Source organism: Aeromonas sp. FDAARGOS 1418, from assembly GCF_019048585.1.
In the GTDB taxonomy this organism is placed as follows: domain Bacteria; phylum Pseudomonadota; class Gammaproteobacteria; order Enterobacterales; family Aeromonadaceae; genus Aeromonas; species Aeromonas caviae.
In genome coordinates, this window is record NZ_CP077387.1 from 1,131,851 (window position 1) to 1,154,315 (window position 22,465).

The window sequence follows — 22,465 nt, forward strand, 5'->3', positions numbered from 1 at the left end:
CGGCGGTGGCGCCATGTCGCTGATCCGGGGCTGTCTGCGGCTGCGCGCCCGGGACTCTGGCCGGGAGGGTGCATGTATCTGAGTCACTTCGGACTGCGGGAGGCCCCCTTCGGCCTGACCCCGAACACCGGTTTCTATTACGGCCTGCCCCCCCACGAGGAGGCCATGCAGGTGCTCAACTGGGCGCTCTCCCAGGGGGAGGGGTTCATCAAGGTGACCGGCGAGGTCGGCACCGGCAAGACCCTGCTCTGTCGCAAACTGCTGAGCGAGCTCGGCTCCGAGGCCTGCCCGGTGCGCCTGGCCTGGCTGCCCAACCCCCATCTCACTCCGGGGGAGCTGCGCACGGCCCTGGCCCTGGAGCTGGGGTTGACGCTGGCGGGGGAGAGCGAGCTGGAGCTCACGGATCGTATTCACCGCCATCTGATCTCCCTGCATCGGCAGGGGAGCCGGGTGGTGGTGCTGATCGACGAGGCGCAAGCCCTGCCGGACGAGACCCTGGAGGCGATCCGGCTGTTTGGCAACCTGGAAACCGAATCCAGCAAGCTGCTGCAAATCGTGTTGTTCGGCCAGCCCGAGCTGGATGCCAGGCTCGGGCAGCCCCGTCTTCGCCAGTTGCGCCAGCGCATCGGTTTTTCCTACCGCCTGCGGCCGCTGCGGCTCGACGAGACCCGGGCCTATCTGGAGTACCGGCTGCAGGTGTCCGGTTATCGCGGGGCCGCCCTGTTCGATGGCCGTGCCCTGCGCAGGCTGTGGCGCGCATCCCGCGGCATTCCCCGCCTCATCAACATACTGGCGCAGAAGTGCCTGATGCTGGCCTATGGTCGCGGTGTGCGGCGGATCGACAGTGCCCTGGTCCGGCTCGCCATCCGGGATACCGATGATGCCCGCCGTGGCCGTCTCACCCTCTGGTGGCCCCTGTTGTTGTTGCTGGGCACTGCCCTGGCGTATGGAGTCTGGTCATGAGCGTGATCAATCAGATGCTGAAAGATCTGGATAGGCGTCAGCAAGAGGCCGAGGGCGCCGCCGTCTATGTGGCGCCGGTGCGCCAGCAAGGCTGGTGGATGCTGGTGCTGACCCTGCTGTGTACCCTGGCCCTGGGGATCCTCGGCTGGCGCACCTGGATCTTCTGGCAGCAGAGCCAGCGAGCCTCCCTGCCAGCGGCGCAGGTCGAGGCCCCCCGCACTGCCCCTGCGGCGGCGCCATCCGCGCCCCTGGCGGTGGTGGCCACCACGCAGGCGGTCTCCTCTGCCGCGCCAGTGGCAAAGGTGCCCGCCGCCAGTGCCGAGTCGACCGCCACGAGAGTGGCCCCCTCCGCAGCCGAGCAGGCTCCGGCCGATGAGGCCGTGCTCGCCGATGAGGGCAATCCGGATGAAGCGCTGGGGGACGAGACGATCCCGAGCGACGAGGAGCTGCAACCGGACCTTTATGCCGAGCTGGCCGCGGAGCAGGGCGCCGAAGAGGCGCCTGCACCCGCCGCGCCGCGCAAACCCGGGATCCTGAAGATCGAGACGGTGGAACTCTCCGACGCCGAGCTGGCCACCCTGGCCGAGCGCAAGGCGACCACGGCCATGGCCAAGGGACGGATGCAGGAGGCGCAGGATGGCTACTACGAAGTGCTGGCTCACGATCCCCACAACCAGGGGGCGCGGGAACAGCTGGCGGGCCTGCTCTATGGCGCCGGACGGCTGACCGAGGCCGCCCAGGTGCTGGAAGAGGGGCTGAGGCTGGATCCCGCGCAGGCGGACCTGCGTCTGCTGCTGGCCCGTGTGGCCATCAGCGGCGGGGATCGGCAGAAGGCGTTGGACTGGCTCACCGGCTATCAGCCCGATATTGCCAGCAATCTGGATTATTACGCCACCTGGGCCGGCCTTGCCCAGGAGCTGGGGCAGCCTGTCCAGGCGTCCGAGATGTACGTCAGGCTGCTGCGCCAGCAGCCGGATCAGGGGCGCTGGTGGCTGGGACTGGGGGTGGCGGAGGATGGTCAGGGACACCGTCAGCGGGCACTGGATGCCTATCGCAATGCCCAGTTGCACGGCAATCTGGGGGAGGCCTCCACCCAATGGCTCGAACAACGAATTGGCCAACTGACCCATTGATAGAACGGCTGTTCGATGAGCCCATGCCATCGGACAAGGCAGCGGGCGTGAAGCAACAGAGATCGGAGCAACAATGGCACAACCCAGACTGAAAATGCGCCTAGGCGACCTGCTGGTACAGGAACAGATCATCTCGGATGATCAGCTGCAGCTCGCCCTGCAGCAGCAGCGCCAGACCGGCCGCAAGCTGGGGACCACCCTCATCGATCTCGGCTTCATCAGCGAGGTGCAACTGCTGACCTTCCTCGCCCGTCAGCTGGATGTGCCCTTCTTCGATCTCAACAACCTCACCATCGACGTCTCGGCCGTGGCGCTGTTGCCCGAGGTGCAGGCGCGCCGCTACCGGGCGCTGGCCGTCAACCTGAGCGATGACAAGGTCACCGTGGTGATGTCGGATCCGGCGGATCTGAGCGCCCTCGACGCCATCGCTGCCCTGCTCAGCCCGCGGGAGCTGGTGCTGGCCGTGGCCCGTGAAGGCCAGCTGCTGGAGTATTTCGACCGCCTCTATCGCCGCACCCGGGAGATAGAGAACTTCGCGGTGCAACTGCACGAAGAGCACCAGGAGACCGGCTTCGAGCTGGGGGCCGGCAGCCTCAATGCCGCAGCCGACGAGGGGGAGGCGACGGTGGCCAAGCTGCTGCGCTCTCTGTTCGAGGACGCGGTACAGGTGGGGGCCTCCGACATCCATATCGAACCGGACGAGAAGGTGCTGCGCATTCGCCAGCGTATCGACGGCGTGCTGCACGAGAACATCCTCAACGAGGTGCGCATCGCCCAGGCGCTGGTGCTGCGCCTCAAGCTGGTGGCCGGGCTCGACATCTCCGAGAAGCGTCTGCCCCAGGATGGCCGCTTTAATATGAAGGTGCGCGGCCGCGACGTGGATGTGCGGATGTCCACCATGCCGGTGCAGTACGGGGAATCCGTGGTGATGCGGCTGCTGGATCAATCCTCCGGCATCTTGTCGCTCGCCGAGACCGGGATGCCCCCCGCCATCCTGACCCGCTTCCGTCGTCAGCTCAAACGCCCTCACGGCATGATCCTGGTGACGGGGCCGACCGGTAGCGGCAAGACCACGACGCTCTACGGCGCCCTCTCCGAGCTCAACCAGGCCAGCCACAAGATCATCACGGTGGAAGACCCGGTGGAGTACCGTCTGCCCCGCATCAGCCAGGTGCAGGTCAATCCCAAGATAGGGCTCACCTTCTCCCAGGTGCTGCGCTCCACCCTGCGCCAGGATCCGGACATCCTGCTGGTGGGGGAGATGCGGGACAACGAGACGGTGGAGATCGGCCTGCGTGGCGCCATCACGGGTCACCTGGTGCTGACCACCTTGCACACCAACGACGCCGTGACCAGCGCCCTGCGTCTCATCGACATGGGGGCGCCCGGCTATCTGGTGGCGAGCGCCCTGCGGGCCGTGGTGGCCCAGCGCCTGGTGCGGCGGGTGTGTGAACACTGCGCCTGCGAGACGGCGCCGGACGAGGGACAGGCCACCTGGCTATCCGTGCTCTCCGGTGAAGCGCCGGGGCAGCATCGCTATCGCAAGGGACGAGGCTGCCAGAGCTGCAACTTCACCGGCTATGCGGGCCGGATCGGGGTCTACGAGCTGCTGGAGCTGGATCAATCCATGATGGATGCCCTGCGCCGCAACGATGCCGAGGGGTTTGCCCGGGCGGCACGGGCGCACGAGCACTACCGCCCCCTGGCCCTGACGGCGCTCGACTATGCCCGCGAGGGGATCACCTCGGTGGACGAGGTGCTTCGGCTGGCCGAGGACCTGGGGTAACGCATGAGGCATCTGGATCGTACTGAATCACTCTGCCGGGGTCGCCCATGAATCGTTTTGCCTACAAGGGGCGTGACAGCCAGGGCCAGGCCGTCAGCGGCGTGGTGGAAGCGGTCAGCGAGCTGGCCGCCGCCGAGCAGCTGATGCGCCGCGGGGTGATGCCCACCGAGCTGAAGGCCGGCAAGGTCAGGTCTGCCAGCATCGACTGGTCGCTGCTGCTGGAAGGGAGCGTCAAGCTGGAGGAGCTGGTGGTCTTCAGCCGCCAGATGTATGCCCTGACCCGTGCAGGCATCCCTATCCTGCGCGCCATCGCGGGGCTGGAGGAGAGCGCCCACAGCAAGCCCCTCAAGCGGGCGCTTCACGCCCTGGGGGAGGATCTGGCCAACGGCCGGCCGCTGTCGAGCGCGATGCAGTCGCACCCGAAGGTGTTCAGCAGCCTCTTCGTGGCCATCATCCACGTGGGGGAGAACACGGGTCAGCTGGAGGAGGCCTTCCTGCAGCTCGCCAACTATTTCGATCTGGAGCTGGAGACCCGCAAGCGGATCAAGACCGCCATGCGCTACCCCACCTTCGTGCTGATTGCCATCGCCGTCGCCATGGTGATCCTCAACATCATGGTGATCCCCGTCTTTGCCGGGATGTTTGCCAAGTTCGGGGTGGAGCTGCCGCTGGCGACCCGGATCCTGCTGGCCACCTCCCACTTCTTCGTTCACTACTGGTGGCTGCTGCTCGCCATCCTGGTGGGCGCCGTCGTCGGCTGGCGACGCTGGGTCGCCACCACCAAAGGCAGGCTGGCCTGGCACAGATGGCAGCTGCGGCTGCCCATCGTCGGCTCCATCATAGAGCGCTCCCTGCTTGCCCGTTTTGCCCGCAGCTTCTCCATGATGCTCAAGGCCGGCGTGCCGCTCAACACGGCGCTGACCCTGGTGGCCGATGCGGTGGACAACGCCTGGATGGCGGGGCAGATCCGCGACATGCGGGGCGGCATCGAGCGGGGGGAGAGCCTGTTGCGCACCGCCGGGGCCAGCGGCCTCTTCACCCCTCTGGTGATGCAGATGATCGCGGTGGGGGAGGAGACCGGTCAGGTGGACGAGCTGCTGCACGAAGCGGCCGAGTATTACGAGCGTGAGGTGGATTATGACCTCAAGAGCCTCACCGCCCGCATCGAACCCATCCTCATCGGCATAGTGGCGGTCATGGTACTGGTGCTGGCCCTGGGTATCTTCACTCCCATGTGGGACATGATGAGAGCTGTTCGCGGCCAGTAGGCAGTATCTTCACGGTCATCCGGATGCCGCCCGTGCCGGGCACAGAGAACAGGGTATGAAAGAGCATGAGCAGACAGTCCGAGCAGGATGAGCACTGGCTGGGGGGATATCGGCGGGTCGTCGTCTTTATCCTGCTGGCGGTCATCGTCACGGCCCTGGTCATGAGCTATCGCAGCCACAGGGAAGAGGCGCTGGCCATCAGCGCCAGCCTGCTCGGTGAGCAGTTCGCACAGCGGGCCCAGCGCCTGCACGGACGCTGGCTCGACGAGCGGCGTCCGTCGGTGCTCCATGCCGAGGGCACAGCCTGGCAGTTCGATGAGCGGGGCTGGCCTCTGGCGGTGTTGCCGCGCCAGTCGCCATCGGCCGATTGCCGTCAGCTCTGGCTCGCCCTGCTGGGGCACGATGAGGGGCTCTCATCCTGGCAGGCCCTTGCCAGCGAAGGGGGTGGCGGGTGTGAATTCGGCCAGGAAGGGCACTGGCTGCACTACAGCTTCACCGATGGCCGGGTGGTGGCCCGCCCCTGATTGGGTGCTTCAAGTATTTCATTGACATGATTTTTTTCTATCCGCATGAAATAATGCGGACCATTACGGAGGCAGCATGGCAGCAAAGAGAGTGAGACCCGTTCGGGCGCTTGGCCGGATGGCCGGTTTTTCCCTGATTGAGCTGGTGATCGTCATCGTGATCCTGGGGATCCTGGCCGTCACCGCCTTGCCCCGTTTTCTCGATGTGACCGACGAGGCGAAGAAGGCGAGCGTGGAAGGGGTGTCCGGTGGTTTCGCCACCGGAGTGTCCCTGGTGCGGGCCCAGTGGGAGGCCGAAGGGCGTGCCAGGCAGGATGGACTCAACACCGTGCTCTATGACGGCTCGCGTTTCTATCTGACCACGCCGACCGACAGTCAGGTCAGCAATGGCGAGCTCTCTCCCGGGTATCCCATGGACACGGCAGCAAGCGGCACGCCCGATGTGGATCCGGCCAGTCTGACGGCGGCCCGCTGCCTCAATATTTGGGAGGGGTTGTTGCAGAATCCTCCCAAGGCTACTGCCCGCTTTGACGAGGTGCGCGGTAGCGGCAATGACCTGAAGTTCTATGCCACGGTGAGCAACAATGGACTGGATTCGGTCTGCCGTTACTATCTGGTCAACAGCCTGAGCAAGGGAAGTGATGGACGTTATCAGGACCCGCAAGGGAGCACGGATGCGTTCATGAGTTTCAGTTATCGCCCGGCCTCCGGCCAGGTGACCACCAATATCAATTGATAAACCGAGGAAAGACGTAATGAAAAAGCAATCGGGTTTTACCCTGATCGAACTGGTCATCGTGATCATCATTCTGGGCATTCTGGCGGTCACCGCCGCACCCAAGTTCCTGAATCTGCAGGATGATGCGCGCACTTCTACCCTGAAAGGCGTTGAGGGCTCCCTGAATTCTGCTGGCGCCATGGTGTACAGCAAAGCCGTCATTGCAGGTAAAGACGCTGCCGAATCCGAAACGCTGGACATAGGCAATGGTGTCAACGTGGGGATCGCGTTTGGTTACCCCAAGGCAACCCAGGATGATCTTTCCAAAGTGCTCGAGCTGAGCTCTGGTGACTGGAGCTATAAAACTTCCGGTGCAAGCAGCATTCTGATCTTCCCGGCCGCTATTTCTTCCTCCACCGCGACCGATTGCTTCGTCACTTATACCCAGGCTACTTCGGTATCCCTGCCGACCTCTGAAGTGACAGCCTGTAAGTAAGGTCAATTTCAATCAAGATGGAGAGAGGGTCTCTCTCCATCTTCCTCCCAAGGAGTGCTGTGTCATGGCGGCACGAAGTGATGGTTTCACCCTGATTGAACTGGTGATCGTGATCCTGTTGCTCGGGATTCTGGCCGCCTTTGCCGTGCCCAAGTGGCTGGGCAAAGGCGGCTTTGAAACCCATACCCTGCGTGACGAGCTGGTGGCCCGGCTGCGGCTGGTGCAGACCATGAACATGCAGGAAGGGGACGCGCGCTGCACCCAGCTGGTGGTGGAGGCGGGGCGTTTTGGCCATCTGACCGGGGCGAGCTGTGCGCCTGCCCCCATTTCGGGCTGGAGTGGGAATGAGCAGAGTCGCGGGCGCCTGGTGCAGGCATCCGGCAACCTGCAATTCTCCCCCCAGGGGACATTCCATTTCGACAAGCGCAGCGGCCGTCCGCTTTCACCCTCAACCTGCGTCAATGGCTGCAATCTGGCGGTGAGCAGCGGCCAGGAGAGTGCCCGGCTGCGCATCGAGCCGGAAGGCTATATCCATGCGATCCCCTAAGGCGCGCCGCGGCTTCACCCTGGTCGAGTTCGTGGTCGGCATCGTGCTGCTGGCCATCGCCCTGACCGGCATCCTGGGGCTGCTTATCAATCAGGCTCCCCAGGCGGTGGACCCGGTGCAGCAGGTACGTGCCGCCCAGCTGGCCCAGCGGATCTTAAGCGAGGTACTGCAAAAATCCTTCGATGAGCACTCGGATCACAATGGCGGCCGTTTTCGCTGCGGTGAGACCGCCGGCACGCCTCCCGTGGTCTATCCCCCCTGCACGGCGAGCGCCGACTATGGCCCCGATGGTGGCGAGACCCGCCCCTACGGGTTCAACGACGTGGACGATTTCGACACGGCAGGCCGCTGGGTGGACGCCAGCTACTTTACCCAGGCCTCGGCCGCGAGCAGCGAGGAGGAGTATCGGCGTTACCAGGTGAAGATCGCGGTGGTGCCGGACACCCTCTTTGGCAGCGCGGGGGAGGGGGTCGAGTCCATCGGCAAGCGCATCACCCTGACCGTGCGCCTGCCGGACGGGAGCGAGCTGGTCTTCGGCCTCTATCGGGGGAACTACTGATGGGCAAGCCACATTCCCGTGATGCCGCGTGGGAACACCCATGTGCCAGACTCGCCTGTTACCGCGTTCGACCCGGGCGTGAGGGGGGCTTCACCCTGGTGGAGCTGGTGATGGTGATCCTGCTGCTCGGGGTGATGGCGACATTTTCCAGCCAGTTTATCGGCATCGGCACCCAGATTTACGGGGATGCCAGCCGCCGCGAGCAACTGATGAGCGATGCCCGTTTCGCCCTGGAGCGGCTCAATCGTGAGGTGCGTGACGCCGTCCCCGGTTCGGTGCGGGTCGAGGATGAAGGGGGCGGTGCCCAGGAGCAGGGGGTCTGTCTGCGGTTCTGGCCCATCGCCACCGCTGGCCGCTACCTGGAGACGGCGAGCAGCACAGTGCTTCGCATCGTCGAGCCTGTCACCATGCCGGCAAAGGAAGATACGGCCATCATCTATCCGCTGCCTGACACGACCTCTGGCAGTACCATCACGCTGGACAAGGGGTGTGTGCAGGGGCGTTGCACTGCCAGAGTGACCGAGGTAGGAACTCCCGTCTCCGGGGCCGTGCCGCTGACCCTGGCTGGTGCGCTCGCCAAGGACTCGCCGGGCCAGCGCATCTATTTTGCCAACCAGCAGGTGCTCTATTGCGTGAGAGGGGGCAACCTCTGGCGCATGGCCAAGTCCCTGGACGACACCCTGAGCAGCAGCGAGACCACCCGGTTGATGGCCGAGCATATCCGCCCCGCGTCCTATTACTTCTACCGGGAGCCCGCCGCCTTCAGCCAGAGCGAGGTGGGACTGCGGATGGATCTCGAGCAGCGCGGCGAGCGCGTCCTCTTCAACCACAAGCTGGAGACGCTCAATGTTCCCTAGGCCCCCCCGCAGGCTGGTGCACCAGCGCGGCAGCGCCATCATGGTCGCGCTCTTTGTCATCGTCATCATGGCCCTGCTGGCGGCGGCCATGGGGCGTTTCCTGGTGGACAGCAGCGAGAAGCACACGGTGGAGGTGCGCGGCGTGCGTGCCCTGATGGCGGCCCAGAGCGGGCTCGAAGTTGCACTGTACCGGCTCTATCCCAATGGGGAGTGGCAGGGGCAGGCCAGCCGGTGTGTCCCCATAGCGCTCGACTTCACCGAGCCCGGGCTTGCCGGGTGTCAGGCCAGCATCACCTGCAACAGGGTGACGGTGAGTGCGGCCGGAGGGACCCAGACCGGATACCGATTCAGCAGCGAAGGGCGCTGTGGCCAGCCCGATGCCGGCAGCGGCCCGAACCCCGATTTTGCCGTCAGCCGCACCCTGGTGGCGGAAGCCTTTGATGGAGCGACGCCATGAGCCCCCTGCCAAGGAGCCAGACCCCATGAAGTCCAGCCAGCCTCTTCGCGGCGCCCTGTTGTGGATCTTGCTGGGATCCACCTCGGTGCAGGCCGCCAGCCAGTGTACAGAAGCCTTCCTTTTCCCGGTGCAGAGCCACGCCTCCCCCGGCGTGCTGAGCATGAACAATGAAAGCAAGATCATCAGCACCACAGTGGGGGCCAGTTACCCCTTCCTGACCCAAAAAATCCAGCCCAACGCCAACTGCAACAACGGTGGCTTCTGGAACAACGACACCTGGGTCTCCAATTGCAACGTCAGCGGCGCCCTTGCCAGTCCGCTCAAGGATGTGACCTTCATCAGCGACCCCGACGCATTTCCGGCCAACCCGGGGGGCTTCCCCTCCTACAGCGGGAAAAAGGATCTCGCTTGCGACGGGGCCATCTTCCCTGCTGCCGGTGACTACAAGAGCGCCTCGTGGGGGGGCAGCAGCTGCGTGGCGACCCTGAAATCGGGCCAGACCTATCGCTTCGATACCTTGTCTATCAGCCAAGGGGCGATGCTCAACCTCAACGGGGCGACCGTCTATGCCCAGAAGATGACCATCAAGAATGAATACAACAGTGGCGTCACCGGGTCGGGAGACCTTCATGTGAACGATCTGACCGTGACGAGTCAGGGCAAGCTCAATGACGCCAGGGTCACCGTCTACAGCACCCTTGAGGTCTCGGGCAATGGCAATACCGGGACTGCCGTCTTCCAGCCGCACTACCTGGACAAGGTCACCATGGAGGTCTCAGCCAGTGGCCAGAGCGTGCTCATGGGGGCAGGGGACTGGTTCATCAAAAGCCTGGGGATGAAGAGCAACAGTGCCATGACCTTCCAGGGGCAGAGCTCACTGGCCGTCTATGAACTCAAGATGGAAAGCGAGAGCCGGATCTCCGCTGCGGGGAGTCGCAGCGATCTGACGCTTCTGCTTCACCAGACCCTGGAGGTGAGCGGCAACGGCACCCTCAACGGGTATCTGCAGGCCCGCTACCTCAAGACGTTCAAACACCAGAGCACCTCCAACATCAATTTCTACTTTCGTGGCGGCAACCACTGGATAGACAAGATGGAGCTCGGCCAGAACGACAAGCTGATCTTTGACAGCGGCAGTGCCGCGAGGTTGTACATCAAGAGCGATCTGGCCCTGAGCGACCAGATGGAGGTCAATGCCGGGGGCAAGGCCAACGACCTGATGATGTATCACTTCGGCAAGGTCACCATGAGCGGCAATACCAAACTCAACGCCATTCTCTATGTGAACGCCGGGGATCTGGCCATGAGTGGCCAGGCCGTGCTGACCGGTGCCGTGTCGGCGGTGAACGTCTCCATGACCAACAACAGCAAGGTGATCCACGAGCCCTTCAACGGCGACTGGCCGGGCATGTGTGAAGACCCACTGACCTGTTTCAGCGACGACTTCTCCGCCAGCACCCTTGGCAGCGACTGGGTGGTGGCTCAACGCAATGGCAGCACCTTGCCCTCTTTGCAAAACGGTCGCCTGCGGCTGACCCAGAATACGACCAACCAGGCCACCTCTGCGACCTTCCAGCGCCTCTTCCCGGGGGCCAGCAATCTGGTGACTATCGAGTTTGATCAGTATGCCTACAAGACCTCCGGCTCGAGCGGGGCGGACGGGATGGCGGTGGTGCTCTCCGATGCGACGATCACGCCCCAGCCAGGCGCCTTCGGTGGCCCGCTGGGCTATGGCTTCAAGACCGGGATCAGCGGTTTTGCCGGTGGCTGGATGGGTGTCGGTATCGACGAATACGGCAACTATGCCAACGAGGGGGGCTCCTATAATCCCGGGTCTCGTCCTCAGGCCGTTTCCATTCGTGGCTCCGGTGCCAGTTCGGGGACCTCGGGCTATCGCTATCTGGCGGGAACGGCGAGCAACCTGAGCCCGGCAGTGGACAGCGGAACCAATGGCAACCGCCCCCATCGTTACCGCATCACCATTGACTCGCGCACTGCCGGCAGTTCACTTGCGTCGGTTGAGCGGAACACGGGCTCGGGTTACACCATGCTGGTGGGGCCCATCAATATGGTGAACCAGACGGGGCAGGCGGCGGTGCCCGCCAACTTCCTGCTGTCGCTCACCGGCTCCACCGGTTCTGTGACGAACTACCATGAGCTCGACAACGTCCGGATCTGCGCCCTCAAATCCAATCCGGTGGGGGCCCAGATCGATCACTTCGAGTTCGATCACTCCGGTCAGGCCCTGACCTGCAATCCCGAGACCCTCACCATCCGGGCCTGCGCCAACGCCAGTTGCAGCCAACTGTTCACGGACCCGGTGAGCGCCGTCCTGACCCCCCTGAAGAATGGCAGCAACGGCTGGATAGCCGGCAGCCAGGTGAGCTACAGCGGCAACACGGCCACCGTCAATTTCAGCGGCGGCACGACCACCTTGCAGCTACGCAACAATCTGGCGACGGCCATCACAGTGGGGGTGAGCGGCTCGACGCCGTCCACCAAACCCCTGAGCACCACCCTGTGCCGCGCCGGCAGTGGTGCCCTGAGCGCCGCCGCCTGTACCTTGAGCTTCGCCGACAGCGGCTTCGTGTTCAATGTGCCGGATACCCTGGCCAACAGGCCCCAAGATGTAGTGATCAGTGCCGTCAAAAAGGACAATGCGACCCAGCAGTGTGTCCCCGGTTTTACCGGTGAGCGTTCGGTCGGCTTCTGGGGAACGTATGTCACCCCGAATGACAATTCTGTCGGGAGTCAGATGGCGATAGATGGCAAGACGATTTCGACTTATGCCGCCAATGTAGTCTCGCCAGCGGCGACAACCCTCAATTTGACCTTCGATGGTCAAGGCAAGGCGACGTTGAAGAGTGTTCGCTATCCGGATGCAGGCCAGATGCGGCTTAATGCCCGCCACGATGGCAGCGGGGATACCGCAGGGCTGGTGATGACGGGGTCGGATCTGTTCGTCAGCCGCCCGGCCGGGCTCTGCATCACGCCTACCGAGGGGACCTGCGCGGCAGGGGATGCCAGTTGTCCGGTGTTCAAGAAGACCGGTGAGGCGTTCCAGCTGAATATCAAAGGGGTGGCTTGGCAAGCGGATGATGACAAGGACCTGTGCAGCGGCAACCTGGCGACCCCCAACTTCACGCTGGCCAATATTGCGCTCGGCAGCGAGCTGGTGGCGCCCAAACCAGGGGAAGGGGCGGTGGTCGGCACGTCCAGCTACGACCACTCCAACCAGAAGGACAGCAACCTCAACTCCGTCGGCCAGTCGGTCAACGAAGTCGGGGTGTTCCGGATGACGGCGACGCCACCGACCTTGGGTTACTTTGGCTACACCATACCCGCCGCCAGCAGCGTGCCTGTGGGGCGTTTCATCCCGGTGGACTTCAATCTGGTGAGTGGCAACATAGTCCCCGCCTGCGAGGCGTTTTCCTATATGGGACAACCCTTCCTGGCGGAGTTGCAGATCCAGGCCCGCAATCAGTTTGGCGAGACCACCCTGAACTACAGGGAGGCGTTTGCCAAGGGGGATGCCTACCTGAGCGCGGCCAACAACAAGGACGGGGTGTCGCTCTCCGCCCGGTTACGCAGCCTGGGACCGCTGCCCTGGGTGGCAGGGGAGGCCGACTTCAACGGGCCGACCGAGTTTGCTCGCCGCTCCGATGGCAAGCCAGATGGCCCCTACCGGGCCCTGTCGTTTGGCCTTTATATGAAGGACAACGATGGTGAGCAGACACTGATCGCCAATCCCGACTTCAACGACGGGCAGCCGGGGTCATGCAGTGGCGCTGGCTGCAATGCCAGGCTGATCGATGACGTGCCCATGGAGGCGTACTTCGGCCGGGTGCAGGCAGGTACCCGCCAAGGGGTGGCAACGGCCGGGCTGGCGGTGCCGCTGCAACTGCAATATCACGAGGCGGGCGCCTGGCATGCCATGGGAGCTGATCAATGTACCCGCCTTTCCCTGCAAGATGGGGGCATCGAGTTCACCGATGGCAGCCAGCGTTTCGATCAGGGAAGTGGCGATCTGATATTGGATGACAACACCCGGATCCGGCTCGGTCTTGGCCCGGTTGCCCCTGGCGCCATGGTGGCGAGCGCGAAGGATGGTGTCATCTCCATACAGTTCGCTGCCCCGGACAGGGCGGTGCGCATTCCGTTCAAGATCGATCTGAGCAAGCAACCGGAGTCAGAGCAGCAACCTGGACGGCGTCCGCTCTGGTTGTCTGACCCAGACAGTCTGGAGGGCATGGCCATTTTCGGCCGGGATCGGGGTAATGACAGAATTATTTATCGCCGCGAAGTGATGCCCTGACACCCGGGCTGACACGGGGAGATAGACGCATTGCTGTACAGTGGCGTCTTATCTCCTTGTTTCGTAGTGTTTGTCGGCCTGAGCGGGTGAGTGATGACTCGCATTTTTGTCGCGCCTGATTGATTGGCGACAGTTTGAGCGCTTGCCCATTGGGGTGGGCATTGGTAAAGTTAGCCGGTTTTCTGCACCTCCAAATTCTTAGGATTTCCCGTAGCCATGTTCAAAAAGCTCAGAGGCGTCTTTTCCAACGATCTGTCGATCGACTTGGGAACTGCCAACACCCTGATCTATGTAAAAGATCAAGGGATCGTCCTTAACGAACCCTCAGTTGTCGCCATTCGCCAAGAGCGCGGGAACGCCAAATCGGTCGCTGCTGTCGGTCATGCCGCCAAGCAGATGCTGGGTCGTACCCCGGGTAACATCTCCGCCATTCGCCCGATGAAAGACGGCGTGATCGCCGATTTCTACGTGACCGAGAAGATGCTGCAGCACTTCATCAAACAGGTTCACGACAACAACTATTTCCGCCCCAGCCCGCGCGTGCTGGTGTGCGTGCCCTGCGGCTCCACCCAGGTGGAACGTCGCGCCATCAAGGAATCCGCTCTGGGCGCCGGCGCCCGCGAGGTTTACCTGATCGATGAACCCATGGCTGCCGCCATCGGTGCCGGCCTGCCGGTCTCCGAAGCGACCGGTTCCATGGTGGTGGACATCGGTGGCGGTACCACCGAAGTGGCCATCATCTCCCTGAACGGCGTGGTCTACTCCCAGTCCGTCCGTATCGGTGGCGACAAGTTCGACGAAGCCATCATCAGCTACGTCCGTCGCAACTACGGCAGCCTGATCGGGGAAGCCACCGCCGAGCGCATCAAGCACGAGATCGGCTCCGCCTATCCGGGCGAAGAGGTGCGCGAGATCGAAGTGCGCGGTCGCAACCTGGCCGAGGGGGTGCCCCGCAGCTTCACCCTGAACTCCAACGAGATCCTGGAAGCGCTGCAAGAGCCGCTCTCCGGCATCGTCTCCGCCGTCATGGTGGCCCTGGAGCAATCCCCGCCCGAGCTGGCGTCCGACATCTCCGAGCGCGGCATGGTGCTGACCGGTGGTGGTGCCCTGCTCAAGGACATCGACCGTCTGCTGATGGAAGAGACCGGCATCCCGGTCGTCGTGGCTGAAGATCCCCTCACCTGTGTCGCCCGTGGCGGTGGCAAGGCGCTGGAGCTGATCGATATGCACGGTGGCGATCTGTTCCACTACGAATAAGACCCAAAGCCGGCCGAGCGCCGGCTCTTTTTTGACGACTCATGAAACCCATCTTCGGTAGAGGCCCTTCGCTTCAGTTACGGTTGTTTCTCGCCGTCATCATCTCCGTCGCTGCCATCGTCGCGGATTCCCGCTTCGGTGTGTTCAGCCATGTCCGCGTTTATCTGAGCTCCCTGGTGAGCCCGCTGCAATACATCGCCAACGCCCCCGGCACCCTGCTCGACACCATGTCGACCCAGGTGCAGACCCGCGCCGATCTCATCGAGCAGACCAAGCAGCAGGAGCAGCAACTGTTCACCCTGCGCTCGCGCCTGCTCAAGATGGATCAGCTGGAGCACGAGAACCAGCGTCTGCGCGAGCTGCTGGGGTCGCCTGTACACAAGGAGTCCCGCAAGATGGTGGCCGAGCTGCTGTCGGTGGATTCCGACCCCTTCAGCCATCAGGTGCTGATCAACAAGGGGGCGCTGGATGGCGTCTACAACGGCCAGCCGGTGATCAACGATCAGGGGGTGGTCGGTCAGGTGCTCCACGTGGGCTCCACCACCAGTCGCGTCCTGCTCATCACCGACTCCAGCCACGGCATCCCGGTGCGGGTGCTGCGCAACGACTTGCGCGCCATCGCCTCCGGCAGCGGCGAGCTGGACAAGCTGGAGCTGCGCAACCTGCCCCGCAACACCGACGTCCAGGTCGGCGATCTGCTGGTCACCTCGGGCCTGGGCGGCCGCTTCCCGGAAGGTTATCCGGTGGCGACCGTGACCCGCTCCGACTACGTGGAGGGCAAGCCCTTCGCCCAGATCGAGGCCAAGCCCCTGGTGGCGCTGGACCGTCTGCGCTACCTGCTGCTGCTGTGGACCGACAAGAAACCGGAAGTACACGACAAGGATGCCCTTGAGCCTGCGGCGAGCGCCTCGGCGGCCACGGCAACCTCGGCGGCGGGGGCGACGCGCTGATGCTGCAACCCGCCAGCGGCAGGATCTGGATCTGGTGTTCGATCCTGCTGGCCCTGTGCCTCTCCATCCTGCCGCTTCCCTTTCAATTCGAACCCTTCCGTCCGGACTGGCTCGCCATGGTGCTCATCTACTGGGCGCTGGCGCTGCCGCACCGGACCAACGTCGGCACCGCCTGGGTGGCGGGCCTGCTGCTGGACGTGCTGCTCGGCAGCACCCTCGGCGTGCGGGCCATGGCCATGGCCATCACCACCTACCTGGCGGCCTTCCAGTTCCAGAAGATCCGCAACTTCTCCCTCTGGCAGCAGGCGCTGATCATCGGTCTGCTCTCCCTGGTGGGGAAGATCACCGTGTTCTGGGCGGAGCATCTGTTCAGCCGGGCCAGCCTCAACTTCGCCTACTTTTGGTCGACGTTGACGACGATGTTAATATGGCCCTGGATTTTTATGGTCTTGCGCAAGGTGCGGCGTCGCTTCAATATCAAGTGAATGTGAATAAAAACAACGCATTGTAACTGCGCATCGTCTCATTGAGTGAAGTATGAACAAGCACAACGAACTGCAACTCTATCTCGCCTCGGGCTCCCCCCGCCGGCACGAGCTTCTGACCCGCCTGGGCTATCGTTTCGAGGTCCTCAAGCTGGATGTGCCGGAGCTGCGCAACGACGGTGAGAAGCCCCAGGATTACGTCTGCCGGCTGGCCCGCGACAAGGCCATGGCCGGTGTGGCCGCGGCGCCCACGGCGCTGCCGGTGCTGGGGGCTGACACCATAGTGGTGCTGGGGGAGCGGGTGCTGGAGAAACCCTCCGACCTGCTGGACGCCAAGGACATGCTGGAAGCCCTCTCCGGGCGGGTACATCAGGTGATGACGGCGGTGGCCCTGGCCACCCCGGAGCGGTGCGATGTGCGACTGGTCACCACCAACGTGGCGTTTCGCAAGCTGGACGAGGCCGAGATCGAAGCCTACTGGCGCACCGGCGAGCCGTGCGACAAGGCGGGCGCTTATGCTATCCAGGGCATTGCCGGCAAATTCGTCAGTCGTCTCGAGGGGAGCTACAGTGCCGTGGTCGGCCTGCCCCTGCTGGAGACGGACCTGTTGATCAAGCAGCACCTCGAGCAGACCCGGTAATCCTCTCGTCAGCAGTGCGCTGCTGAGTTACCCGTTGTTCGTCGTGCCAGAATTCAAAACTAGAAAGGCAAGGTAACTTATGTCGGTAGAACTGCTGGTAAACGTCACCCCCTCCGAAACCCGGGTCGCCCTGGTCGAGAACGGTCTGCTGCAGGAAGTGCATGTGGAGCGTCAGGCAAAGCGCGGCATCGTGGGCAACATCTACAAGGGCAAGATCAGCCGCGTGCTGCCCGGCATGCAGGCCGCCTTCGTCGACATCGGCATGGACAAGGCCGCCTTCCTGCACGCCTCCGACATCGTCCCCCATACCGAGTGCGTGGCGATCAAGGAGAAGGAGCAGTTCCAGGCCGGCAACATCGCCGAACTGGTGCGCCAGGGGCAGGACATCATGGTACAGGTGGTCAAAGACCCGCTCGGTACCAAGGGGGCCCGCCTCACCACCGACATCACCCTGCCATCCCGTTATCTGGTCTTCATGCCGGGCAGTGCCCACGTGGGGGTCTCCCAGCGCATCGAATCCGAGGCGGAGCGCGAGCGCCTCAAGCGCACCGTGGCCGGCTATGTGGACGAACTGGGCGGCTACATCATCCGCACCGCCGCCGAAGGGGTGGGGGAGCAGGAGCTGGAGCAGGACGCCGCCTTCTTGAAGCGCCTGTGGCGCAAGATCCTCGAGCGCAAGCAGAAGTACCCCCCCTGCAAGATCCTCTACGAGGATCCCAGCCTGGCATTCAGGGTGGTGCGTGACTTCGTCGGTGCCGAGCTCGACAAGATCCGGGTCGACTCGCGCCAGAGCTTCGATCAGCTCAAGCGCTTCACCGAGGAGTACGTGCCCGAGCTGGCCAACAAGCTGGAGTACTACACCGGCGAGTCGCCGATCTTCGATCTCTACGACGTGGAGAACGAGATCCAGCGGGCGCTGGAGCGCAAGGTGGAGCTGAAATCCGGCGGCTACCTCATCATCGATCAGACCGAAGCCATGACCACGGTGGACATCAACACCGGGGCCTTCGTCGGCCATCGCAATCTGGAAGAGACCATCTTCAACACCAACGTCGAGGCCACCGCCGCCATCGCCCGTCACCTGCGCCTGCGCAACCTCGGCGGCATCATCATCATCGACTTCATCGACATGCAGTCCGAGGATCACCGTCGCCGGGTGCTGCACAGCCTGGAGCTGGCGCTGGCCAAGGACAGGGCCAAGACCAACGTCAACGGTTTCTCCCAGCTCGGGCTGGTGGAGATGACCCGCAAGCGCACCCGGGAGAGCCTGGAGCACGTGCTCTGCGCCGAGTGCCCCGAGTGCAAGGGGCGCGGCCGGGTCAAGACGGTGGAGTCGGTCTGCTTCGAGATCCTGCGGGAGATCATCCGGGTCAACCGCGCCTACGACGCGGATCAGTTCACCGTCTATGCGGCCCCCTCGGTGGCCGATTACCTGCGGGGGGAGGAGTCCCACAGTCTGGCGGAGCTGGAAGTCTTCATCGGCAAGCAGGTCAGGGTGGTCTCCGAGCCGCTCTGTGGGCAGGAACAGTTCGATGTGGTGATGATGTAATTGGTCTATCGCTGGCTGAGTCGGGGCTGGTTGGCCCTCGGAGTCTTCTTCGTGCTGCTGGCCGTTCTGGTCAGCGTGGTACGACTGGGCGGCCCTTTGCTCAACCAGCACCGGGCGGCCGTGATAGGGACCCTGCTCGGGGAGAGTCAGCTCGAGGTGAGCGTGGATCACGTCGGGCTGGAGTGGACTCCCCGCGGCCCGGCCATCGGGCTGGAAGGGCTGGCCATCGCCCCCGATTCGGGGCGTTTCTCCCTGCGCCTTGGCAAGGTGTGGGCCCACCTCGACTTCTGGCGCTCCCTCAACGAACTCAGACCGGTGTTTGGCCAGTTGATCCTGAGTGACGGCAACATCGCGCTGGACATGACCCAGCCCGCCACCCCCGTCAGCGGGAAGAGCGCGAACCAGCAGGAGGCCCTGCTGCGCTTCCTGCTGACCCAGCTCTCCACCTTCGACATTCACGACACTCGCCTGAGCCTCACCACGGCACTGGGGGAGGTGCGCGCCCTCGACATCGCCCAGTTGCGCTGGCAGAACCGCGGCAAGCGGCATCAGGGGGTCGGCAAGGCCTATCTCATCAACGGGGTGGGGGAGAGCACCCTGGACCTCATCATCGATGTGGATGCCCCCGAGGTGCGGCTCGACCGCCTCAAGGGCCAGCTCTATCTGGGGGCCCGGGAGCTGGACATCAGCCCCATGCTGGCCAGGATCCACGCCGGCGCGCCGCCGGTGAGCGGCCAGCTCGACTTCCAGCTCTGGAGCGAGTTCGAGAAGGGCAGGCTCGGCAACTCCCTGCTGGCCTTTGGCAACAACCACCTGATCTGGAAGGACGAGATCAAGGGGGAGCCGCACCGCCTCGACCTGCAGGGGGGCAAGATCCAGCTGCGCCGGGACGGCGAGGCGTGGCAGCTCGCCAGCCACGACGTCACCTTCAAGCTCGATGGCGCCACCTGGCTGCACAGCCGCCTGCAGCTCGAGCGCATCGGCTCGCGCATCCAGGGCTATGTGCCCGCCATCGATCTCGACCAGATTGCCAACCTGAGCCAGCTGGTCTCCGGCCTCTATCCCGAGCTGACCGAGACCCTCAAGCGCACCCGGCCAAGGGGCCAGTTGCAGGAGCTGGTCCTGCAAGCCGACGGGGACTGGCAGGGGCTCTCTTTGCAGGGGCAACTGCGCGGCTTCGGGACCCGGGCCTGGCACGATGTGCCCGGTCTGCAAAAGCTGGACGGTGACTTCTGGCTGACCCCGAACGGGGGGCGTGCCCGCCTGACCCTGGGCAAAGGCAAGGTGGATCCGGCCCGCCACTTCAAGGAACCCATCCCGGTGGACAGCCTGAGTGCGGCCCTCGACTGGTGGCGGGCGCCGCAAGGCTGGGTGCTCTATGGTCAGGACATTGCCCTGGACAACCCGGATCTGCGCCTCGCCAGCCGGTTTCGCCTCGAGCTGTTCGAGCACCCCTTCCTCGCCCTGACCGGGCGCATCGACGTCAAGAACGCGGCCCATGCGGATCGCTACTACCCCCTGGCGGTGATGGATGAGGGGCTGGTGAGCTACCTGAGCGGCGCCATCAAGGGGGGCAAGGCCAAGGGGGCCGACCTGCTCTGGTACGGCGAATTCCGTGACTTCCCCTACGACAACGGCAAGGGCGTCTTCCAGGTGGCGGTGCCGCTGCAACAGGCCACCTACGAGTTTTTCCCGGGCTGGCAGCCGCTGACCGACCTGCAGATCGATCTGCTGTTCCAGAACGCCAGCCTCGACATGAACAGCCGCGCCACCCAGCTCGGCAAGGCCAGCTCCGACTCGGTGCACGCCTGGATCCCGGACCTCTATCCGGGGGCTCACCTCTACGTGGATGCCAAGGTTGAGGGTGAGGGCAAGGCCATCAGCGACTATTTGCAGGACTCGCCGCTGGGGGGATCCGTCGGTCAGGCGCTGCGGGAGGTGGAGATCCGCGGCCCCATGAAGGGCACGGTGAAGCTCGACATACCGCTGGATGGCGAGGGGGAGGTCAAGGCCAGCGGGGAAGCCAGCTTCAAGGACAACAAGGTGAGGATCGCCTCCCTGGACCTGCCACTCGACGGGGTGGCAGGGACGCTCGAGTATGACAACGAGCAGACGCGCATTCACAACCTCAAGGCCAGCCTGTGGAACCAGCCGCTGACCCTGGATTATCAGGGGCGGCAACTGCCCCACGGCTATCAGGCCGATCTCAAGTTCCAGGGGCAGTGGGACAGCCGCCGCCAGCGCCGGGATATACCGGCCCTCGAGATGCTCCAGGGGCGCAGCAACTGGTCCGGTACCCTGGGGCTGACCCTGCCCGAGAACAAGGCGTTCAGCTTCCAGCTGGCGCTGGACTCCAACCTGCAGGGCATGGGGCTGGATCTGCCCGTGCCCCTGACCAAGGCGGCGGGTACCCGGCTGCCCCTCAAGGTGACGGCCCGTGGGCGGGATGGCAGCGCCGACATCCGCGCCGTGCTGGGGGCGGACATCGACATGCAGAGCCGCCTGGTGTACGGCGACGGCGTGCCCTACCTCAGCCGGGTGCGGGTCAATATCGGCCAGCCCGGGGCGCGGGTGATGCAGGACAAGCCCATGCTGCTCGCCATCAATCAGCAGCAGGCGGACGTGGCCGGCTGGCTGGCCCGTCTCAAGCAGTGGCTGCCGGCCAAGGCGCAGGCGACGCAGGGCAATGCGGTGGTGGGCCCCGCGTTCTTGCCCCAGGAGTGGTGGGTGGATGGCCAGTTGGCCCGTGCCGACATCGGCAGTGCCAGCCTCAAGGCGGTGCACTTCACCCTGGGGCCGGTGAACCAGGCCACCGAGGTGATGATCGACAGCCCCGACGTGATGGGGGTGGTGCGGGTGCCGGTGGCCGATGGGCGCCCCATCGATGCCAAGTTTGCCCGCATCTACTGGTCCGGCAAGGGGACCGATCTCAGCCCGGATCCCGATGAGCGCCAGGACAGGGCCATCATGAATGCCATTCCCTGGCTCACCTTCAGTTGCGTGGATTGCCGCTTCGGCGAGCTGCCCCTGGGTGAGGTGAAGGGGGAGCTGCTGCCCGGGGCCAACCGGCTGGATCTCAAGGGACTGGAGATGCGCCTGGCGGGCAGCACCCTGCGCGGCAGCGCCGAGTGGCTGGCCCGTGGCAGCCAGATGCAGACCCGTGCCAGGGTGAACCTCGAGACCCGCAACAGCGAGCTGCTGCTCAAGCGGCTCGGCTACACCTCGCCCATCGGGGATGCCCCGGGCAAGCTGGCGCTGGATCTGAACTGGCGTGACGTGCCCTACCGCCTGAGCCTGCCGACCCTGGCGGGCAGCGCCGACTACCAGCTGGAGGGGGGGACCCTGCGAGAGGTCAACGACAAGGGGGCCCGGCTGCTCTCCCTGCTGAGCCTCGATTCCCTGATGCGCAAGCTGCGCCTCGATTTTCGCGACGTCTTCGACAAGGGCTTCTATTTCGAGTCCATGTCCGCCTCCGCCAAGGTCAATCAGGGGGTGGTGGAGAACAACGACTTCTACATGAAAGGGGCGGCGGGCAACCTGCGGGGCAAGGGCATCGCGGATCTGGTGCGCTGGCGGCTCGACTTTGATCTGAGCTTCTCCCCGAACCTGGGGGGCACCCTGCCCGTGGTGGCGGCCTTCTCCCTGACTCCCATCACCGGGCTCTATGTGCTGGCCCTCTCCAAGCTGCTGGAGCCCGTGGTGGACGTGGTGACCCGTATCGATTTTCGGGTCTCCGGCCCGCTGGACGCCCCCAGGCTGGTGGAGGCGGGGCGGGATCGCGCCCGCATCAAGCTCAACCAGCACCAGAAGGAGGCGGTGGATGCGGTGGCGCCCGGCCTGCCCGCCAAGGAGGTCACCCCCTTCCTGCTCAATCCCAAGCATCAGGGCTCGGGTCAGCGCTGAGGGCCAGCGCCGGACTGGGGGACTTTCCCCCAGTCGTCAAACCCCTCATAGTGCAGAT

The 22,465-nt window shown here is 64.3% G+C and carries 18 protein-coding genes; all 18 read left to right on the top strand.

The features are described 5' to 3' along the window. Positions 1 to 72: 72 nt before the first annotated feature. The 18 genes from I6L48_RS05460 to I6L48_RS05545 all read left to right on the top strand — a co-directional run bounded on the left by I6L48_RS05460 (position 73) and on the right by I6L48_RS05545 (position 22,407). Positions 73 to 963, top strand: a complete 891-nt coding sequence (locus I6L48_RS05460; protein ID WP_180898701.1) for an ExeA family protein — start codon at positions 73 to 75, stop codon at positions 961 to 963. Continuing rightward, positions 960 to 2,096, top strand: a complete 1,137-nt coding sequence (locus I6L48_RS05465) for a tetratricopeptide repeat protein (protein WP_216987839.1) — start codon at positions 960 to 962, stop codon at positions 2,094 to 2,096. The genes I6L48_RS05460 and I6L48_RS05465 overlap by 4 nt, the downstream gene beginning before the upstream one ends. 73 nt (positions 2,097 to 2,169) lie before the next feature. Then, positions 2,170 to 3,882, top strand: a complete 1,713-nt coding sequence (gene mshE / locus I6L48_RS05470; protein WP_029313535.1) for an MSHA fimbrial ATPase MshE — start codon at positions 2,170 to 2,172, stop codon at positions 3,880 to 3,882. 47 nt (positions 3,883 to 3,929) lie between these two features. After that, positions 3,930 to 5,150 (top strand): type II secretion system F family protein, encoded by a 1,221-nt coding sequence (locus I6L48_RS05475; protein ID WP_103858947.1) that lies wholly within the window; start codon positions 3,930 to 3,932, stop codon positions 5,148 to 5,150. A 65-nt stretch (positions 5,151 to 5,215) separates the two neighbouring features. Then, positions 5,216 to 5,674 (top strand): hypothetical protein, encoded by a 459-nt coding sequence (locus I6L48_RS05480; RefSeq protein WP_216987840.1) that lies wholly within the window; start codon positions 5,216 to 5,218, stop codon positions 5,672 to 5,674. A 76-nt stretch (positions 5,675 to 5,750) separates the two neighbouring features. After that, complete coding sequence (locus tag I6L48_RS05485) at positions 5,751 to 6,410, top strand: type II secretion system protein (protein WP_041214308.1); 660 nt, start codon at positions 5,751 to 5,753, stop codon at positions 6,408 to 6,410. 19 nt (positions 6,411 to 6,429) lie between these two features. Next, positions 6,430 to 6,888: a prepilin-type N-terminal cleavage/methylation domain-containing protein gene (locus I6L48_RS05490; protein ID WP_041214309.1), complete on the top strand. Its 459-nt coding sequence runs from the start codon at positions 6,430 to 6,432 to the stop codon at positions 6,886 to 6,888. Between the two features lie 64 nt (positions 6,889 to 6,952). Continuing rightward, positions 6,953 to 7,435, top strand: a complete 483-nt coding sequence (locus I6L48_RS05495; protein WP_216987841.1) for a Tfp pilus assembly protein FimT/FimU — start codon at positions 6,953 to 6,955, stop codon at positions 7,433 to 7,435. After that, complete coding sequence (locus I6L48_RS05500) at positions 7,422 to 7,994, top strand: prepilin-type N-terminal cleavage/methylation domain-containing protein (protein ID WP_216987842.1); 573 nt, start codon at positions 7,422 to 7,424, stop codon at positions 7,992 to 7,994. The genes I6L48_RS05495 and I6L48_RS05500 overlap by 14 nt, the downstream gene beginning before the upstream one ends. Then, positions 7,994 to 8,851, top strand: coding sequence for a PilW family protein (locus I6L48_RS05505; protein ID WP_216987843.1), 858 nt, complete (start codon positions 7,994 to 7,996; stop codon positions 8,849 to 8,851). The genes I6L48_RS05500 and I6L48_RS05505 overlap by 1 nt, the downstream gene beginning before the upstream one ends. Then, positions 8,841 to 9,308, top strand: a complete 468-nt coding sequence (locus I6L48_RS05510; RefSeq protein ID WP_232092727.1) for an MSHA biogenesis protein MshP — start codon at positions 8,841 to 8,843, stop codon at positions 9,306 to 9,308. The genes I6L48_RS05505 and I6L48_RS05510 overlap by 11 nt, the downstream gene beginning before the upstream one ends. 25 nt (positions 9,309 to 9,333) lie before the next feature. Then, entirely contained in the window at positions 9,334 to 13,623 is a 4,290-nt protein-coding gene (locus I6L48_RS05515) for a DUF6701 domain-containing protein (RefSeq protein WP_216987844.1), read from the top strand. Between the two features lie 216 nt (positions 13,624 to 13,839). After that, positions 13,840 to 14,880, top strand: a complete 1,041-nt coding sequence (locus I6L48_RS05520; protein WP_005308111.1) for a rod shape-determining protein — start codon at positions 13,840 to 13,842, stop codon at positions 14,878 to 14,880. A 41-nt stretch (positions 14,881 to 14,921) separates the two neighbouring features. Then, positions 14,922 to 15,830: a rod shape-determining protein MreC gene (gene mreC / locus I6L48_RS05525; RefSeq protein ID WP_029313545.1), complete on the top strand. Its 909-nt coding sequence runs from the start codon at positions 14,922 to 14,924 to the stop codon at positions 15,828 to 15,830. After that, positions 15,830 to 16,315 carry a rod shape-determining protein MreD gene (mreD, locus tag I6L48_RS05530; RefSeq protein WP_010672635.1) on the top strand — a complete coding sequence of 162 codons (486 nt, stop codon included), beginning with the start codon at positions 15,830 to 15,832 and terminating at the stop codon, positions 16,313 to 16,315. Before mreC ends, mreD begins: the two co-directional genes overlap by 1 nt. A 52-nt stretch (positions 16,316 to 16,367) precedes the next feature. After that, a complete protein-coding gene (locus I6L48_RS05535; RefSeq protein ID WP_010672636.1) occupies positions 16,368 to 16,955 on the top strand; it encodes a nucleoside triphosphate pyrophosphatase in 588 nt (195 codons plus the stop codon). A 79-nt stretch (positions 16,956 to 17,034) separates the two neighbouring features. Further along, positions 17,035 to 18,504 (top strand): ribonuclease G, encoded by a 1,470-nt coding sequence (gene rng, locus I6L48_RS05540; RefSeq protein WP_010672637.1) that lies wholly within the window; start codon positions 17,035 to 17,037, stop codon positions 18,502 to 18,504. After that, positions 18,505 to 22,407 (top strand): YhdP family protein, encoded by a 3,903-nt coding sequence (locus I6L48_RS05545; protein WP_216987845.1) that lies wholly within the window; start codon positions 18,505 to 18,507, stop codon positions 22,405 to 22,407. Positions 22,408 to 22,465 lie beyond the last annotated feature (58 nt).

Coding starts and splice junctions, on each gene's coding strand:
- I6L48_RS05515 (WP_216987844.1), top strand. CDS start 9,334: ATGAAGTCCAGCCAGCCTCTTCGCGGCGCCCTGTTGTGGATCTTGCTG.
- I6L48_RS05485 (WP_041214308.1), top strand. CDS start 5,751: ATGGCAGCAAAGAGAGTGAGACCCGTTCGGGCGCTTGGCCGGATGGCC.
- I6L48_RS05460 (WP_180898701.1), top strand. CDS start 73: ATGTATCTGAGTCACTTCGGACTGCGGGAGGCCCCCTTCGGCCTGACC.
- I6L48_RS05510 (WP_232092727.1), top strand. CDS start 8,841: ATGTTCCCTAGGCCCCCCCGCAGGCTGGTGCACCAGCGCGGCAGCGCC.
- mreC (WP_029313545.1), top strand. CDS start 14,922: ATGAAACCCATCTTCGGTAGAGGCCCTTCGCTTCAGTTACGGTTGTTT.
- mreD (WP_010672635.1), top strand. CDS start 15,830: ATGCTGCAACCCGCCAGCGGCAGGATCTGGATCTGGTGTTCGATCCTG.
- I6L48_RS05520 (WP_005308111.1), top strand. CDS start 13,840: ATGTTCAAAAAGCTCAGAGGCGTCTTTTCCAACGATCTGTCGATCGAC.
- rng (WP_010672637.1), top strand. CDS start 17,035: ATGTCGGTAGAACTGCTGGTAAACGTCACCCCCTCCGAAACCCGGGTC.
- I6L48_RS05505 (WP_216987843.1), top strand. CDS start 7,994: ATGGGCAAGCCACATTCCCGTGATGCCGCGTGGGAACACCCATGTGCC.
- I6L48_RS05535 (WP_010672636.1), top strand. CDS start 16,368: ATGAACAAGCACAACGAACTGCAACTCTATCTCGCCTCGGGCTCCCCC.
- I6L48_RS05500 (WP_216987842.1), top strand. CDS start 7,422: ATGCGATCCCCTAAGGCGCGCCGCGGCTTCACCCTGGTCGAGTTCGTG.
- I6L48_RS05480 (WP_216987840.1), top strand. CDS start 5,216: ATGAGCAGACAGTCCGAGCAGGATGAGCACTGGCTGGGGGGATATCGG.
- I6L48_RS05490 (WP_041214309.1), top strand. CDS start 6,430: ATGAAAAAGCAATCGGGTTTTACCCTGATCGAACTGGTCATCGTGATC.
- I6L48_RS05465 (WP_216987839.1), top strand. CDS start 960: ATGAGCGTGATCAATCAGATGCTGAAAGATCTGGATAGGCGTCAGCAA.
- I6L48_RS05495 (WP_216987841.1), top strand. CDS start 6,953: ATGGCGGCACGAAGTGATGGTTTCACCCTGATTGAACTGGTGATCGTG.
- I6L48_RS05475 (WP_103858947.1), top strand. CDS start 3,930: ATGAATCGTTTTGCCTACAAGGGGCGTGACAGCCAGGGCCAGGCCGTC.
- mshE (WP_029313535.1), top strand. CDS start 2,170: ATGGCACAACCCAGACTGAAAATGCGCCTAGGCGACCTGCTGGTACAG.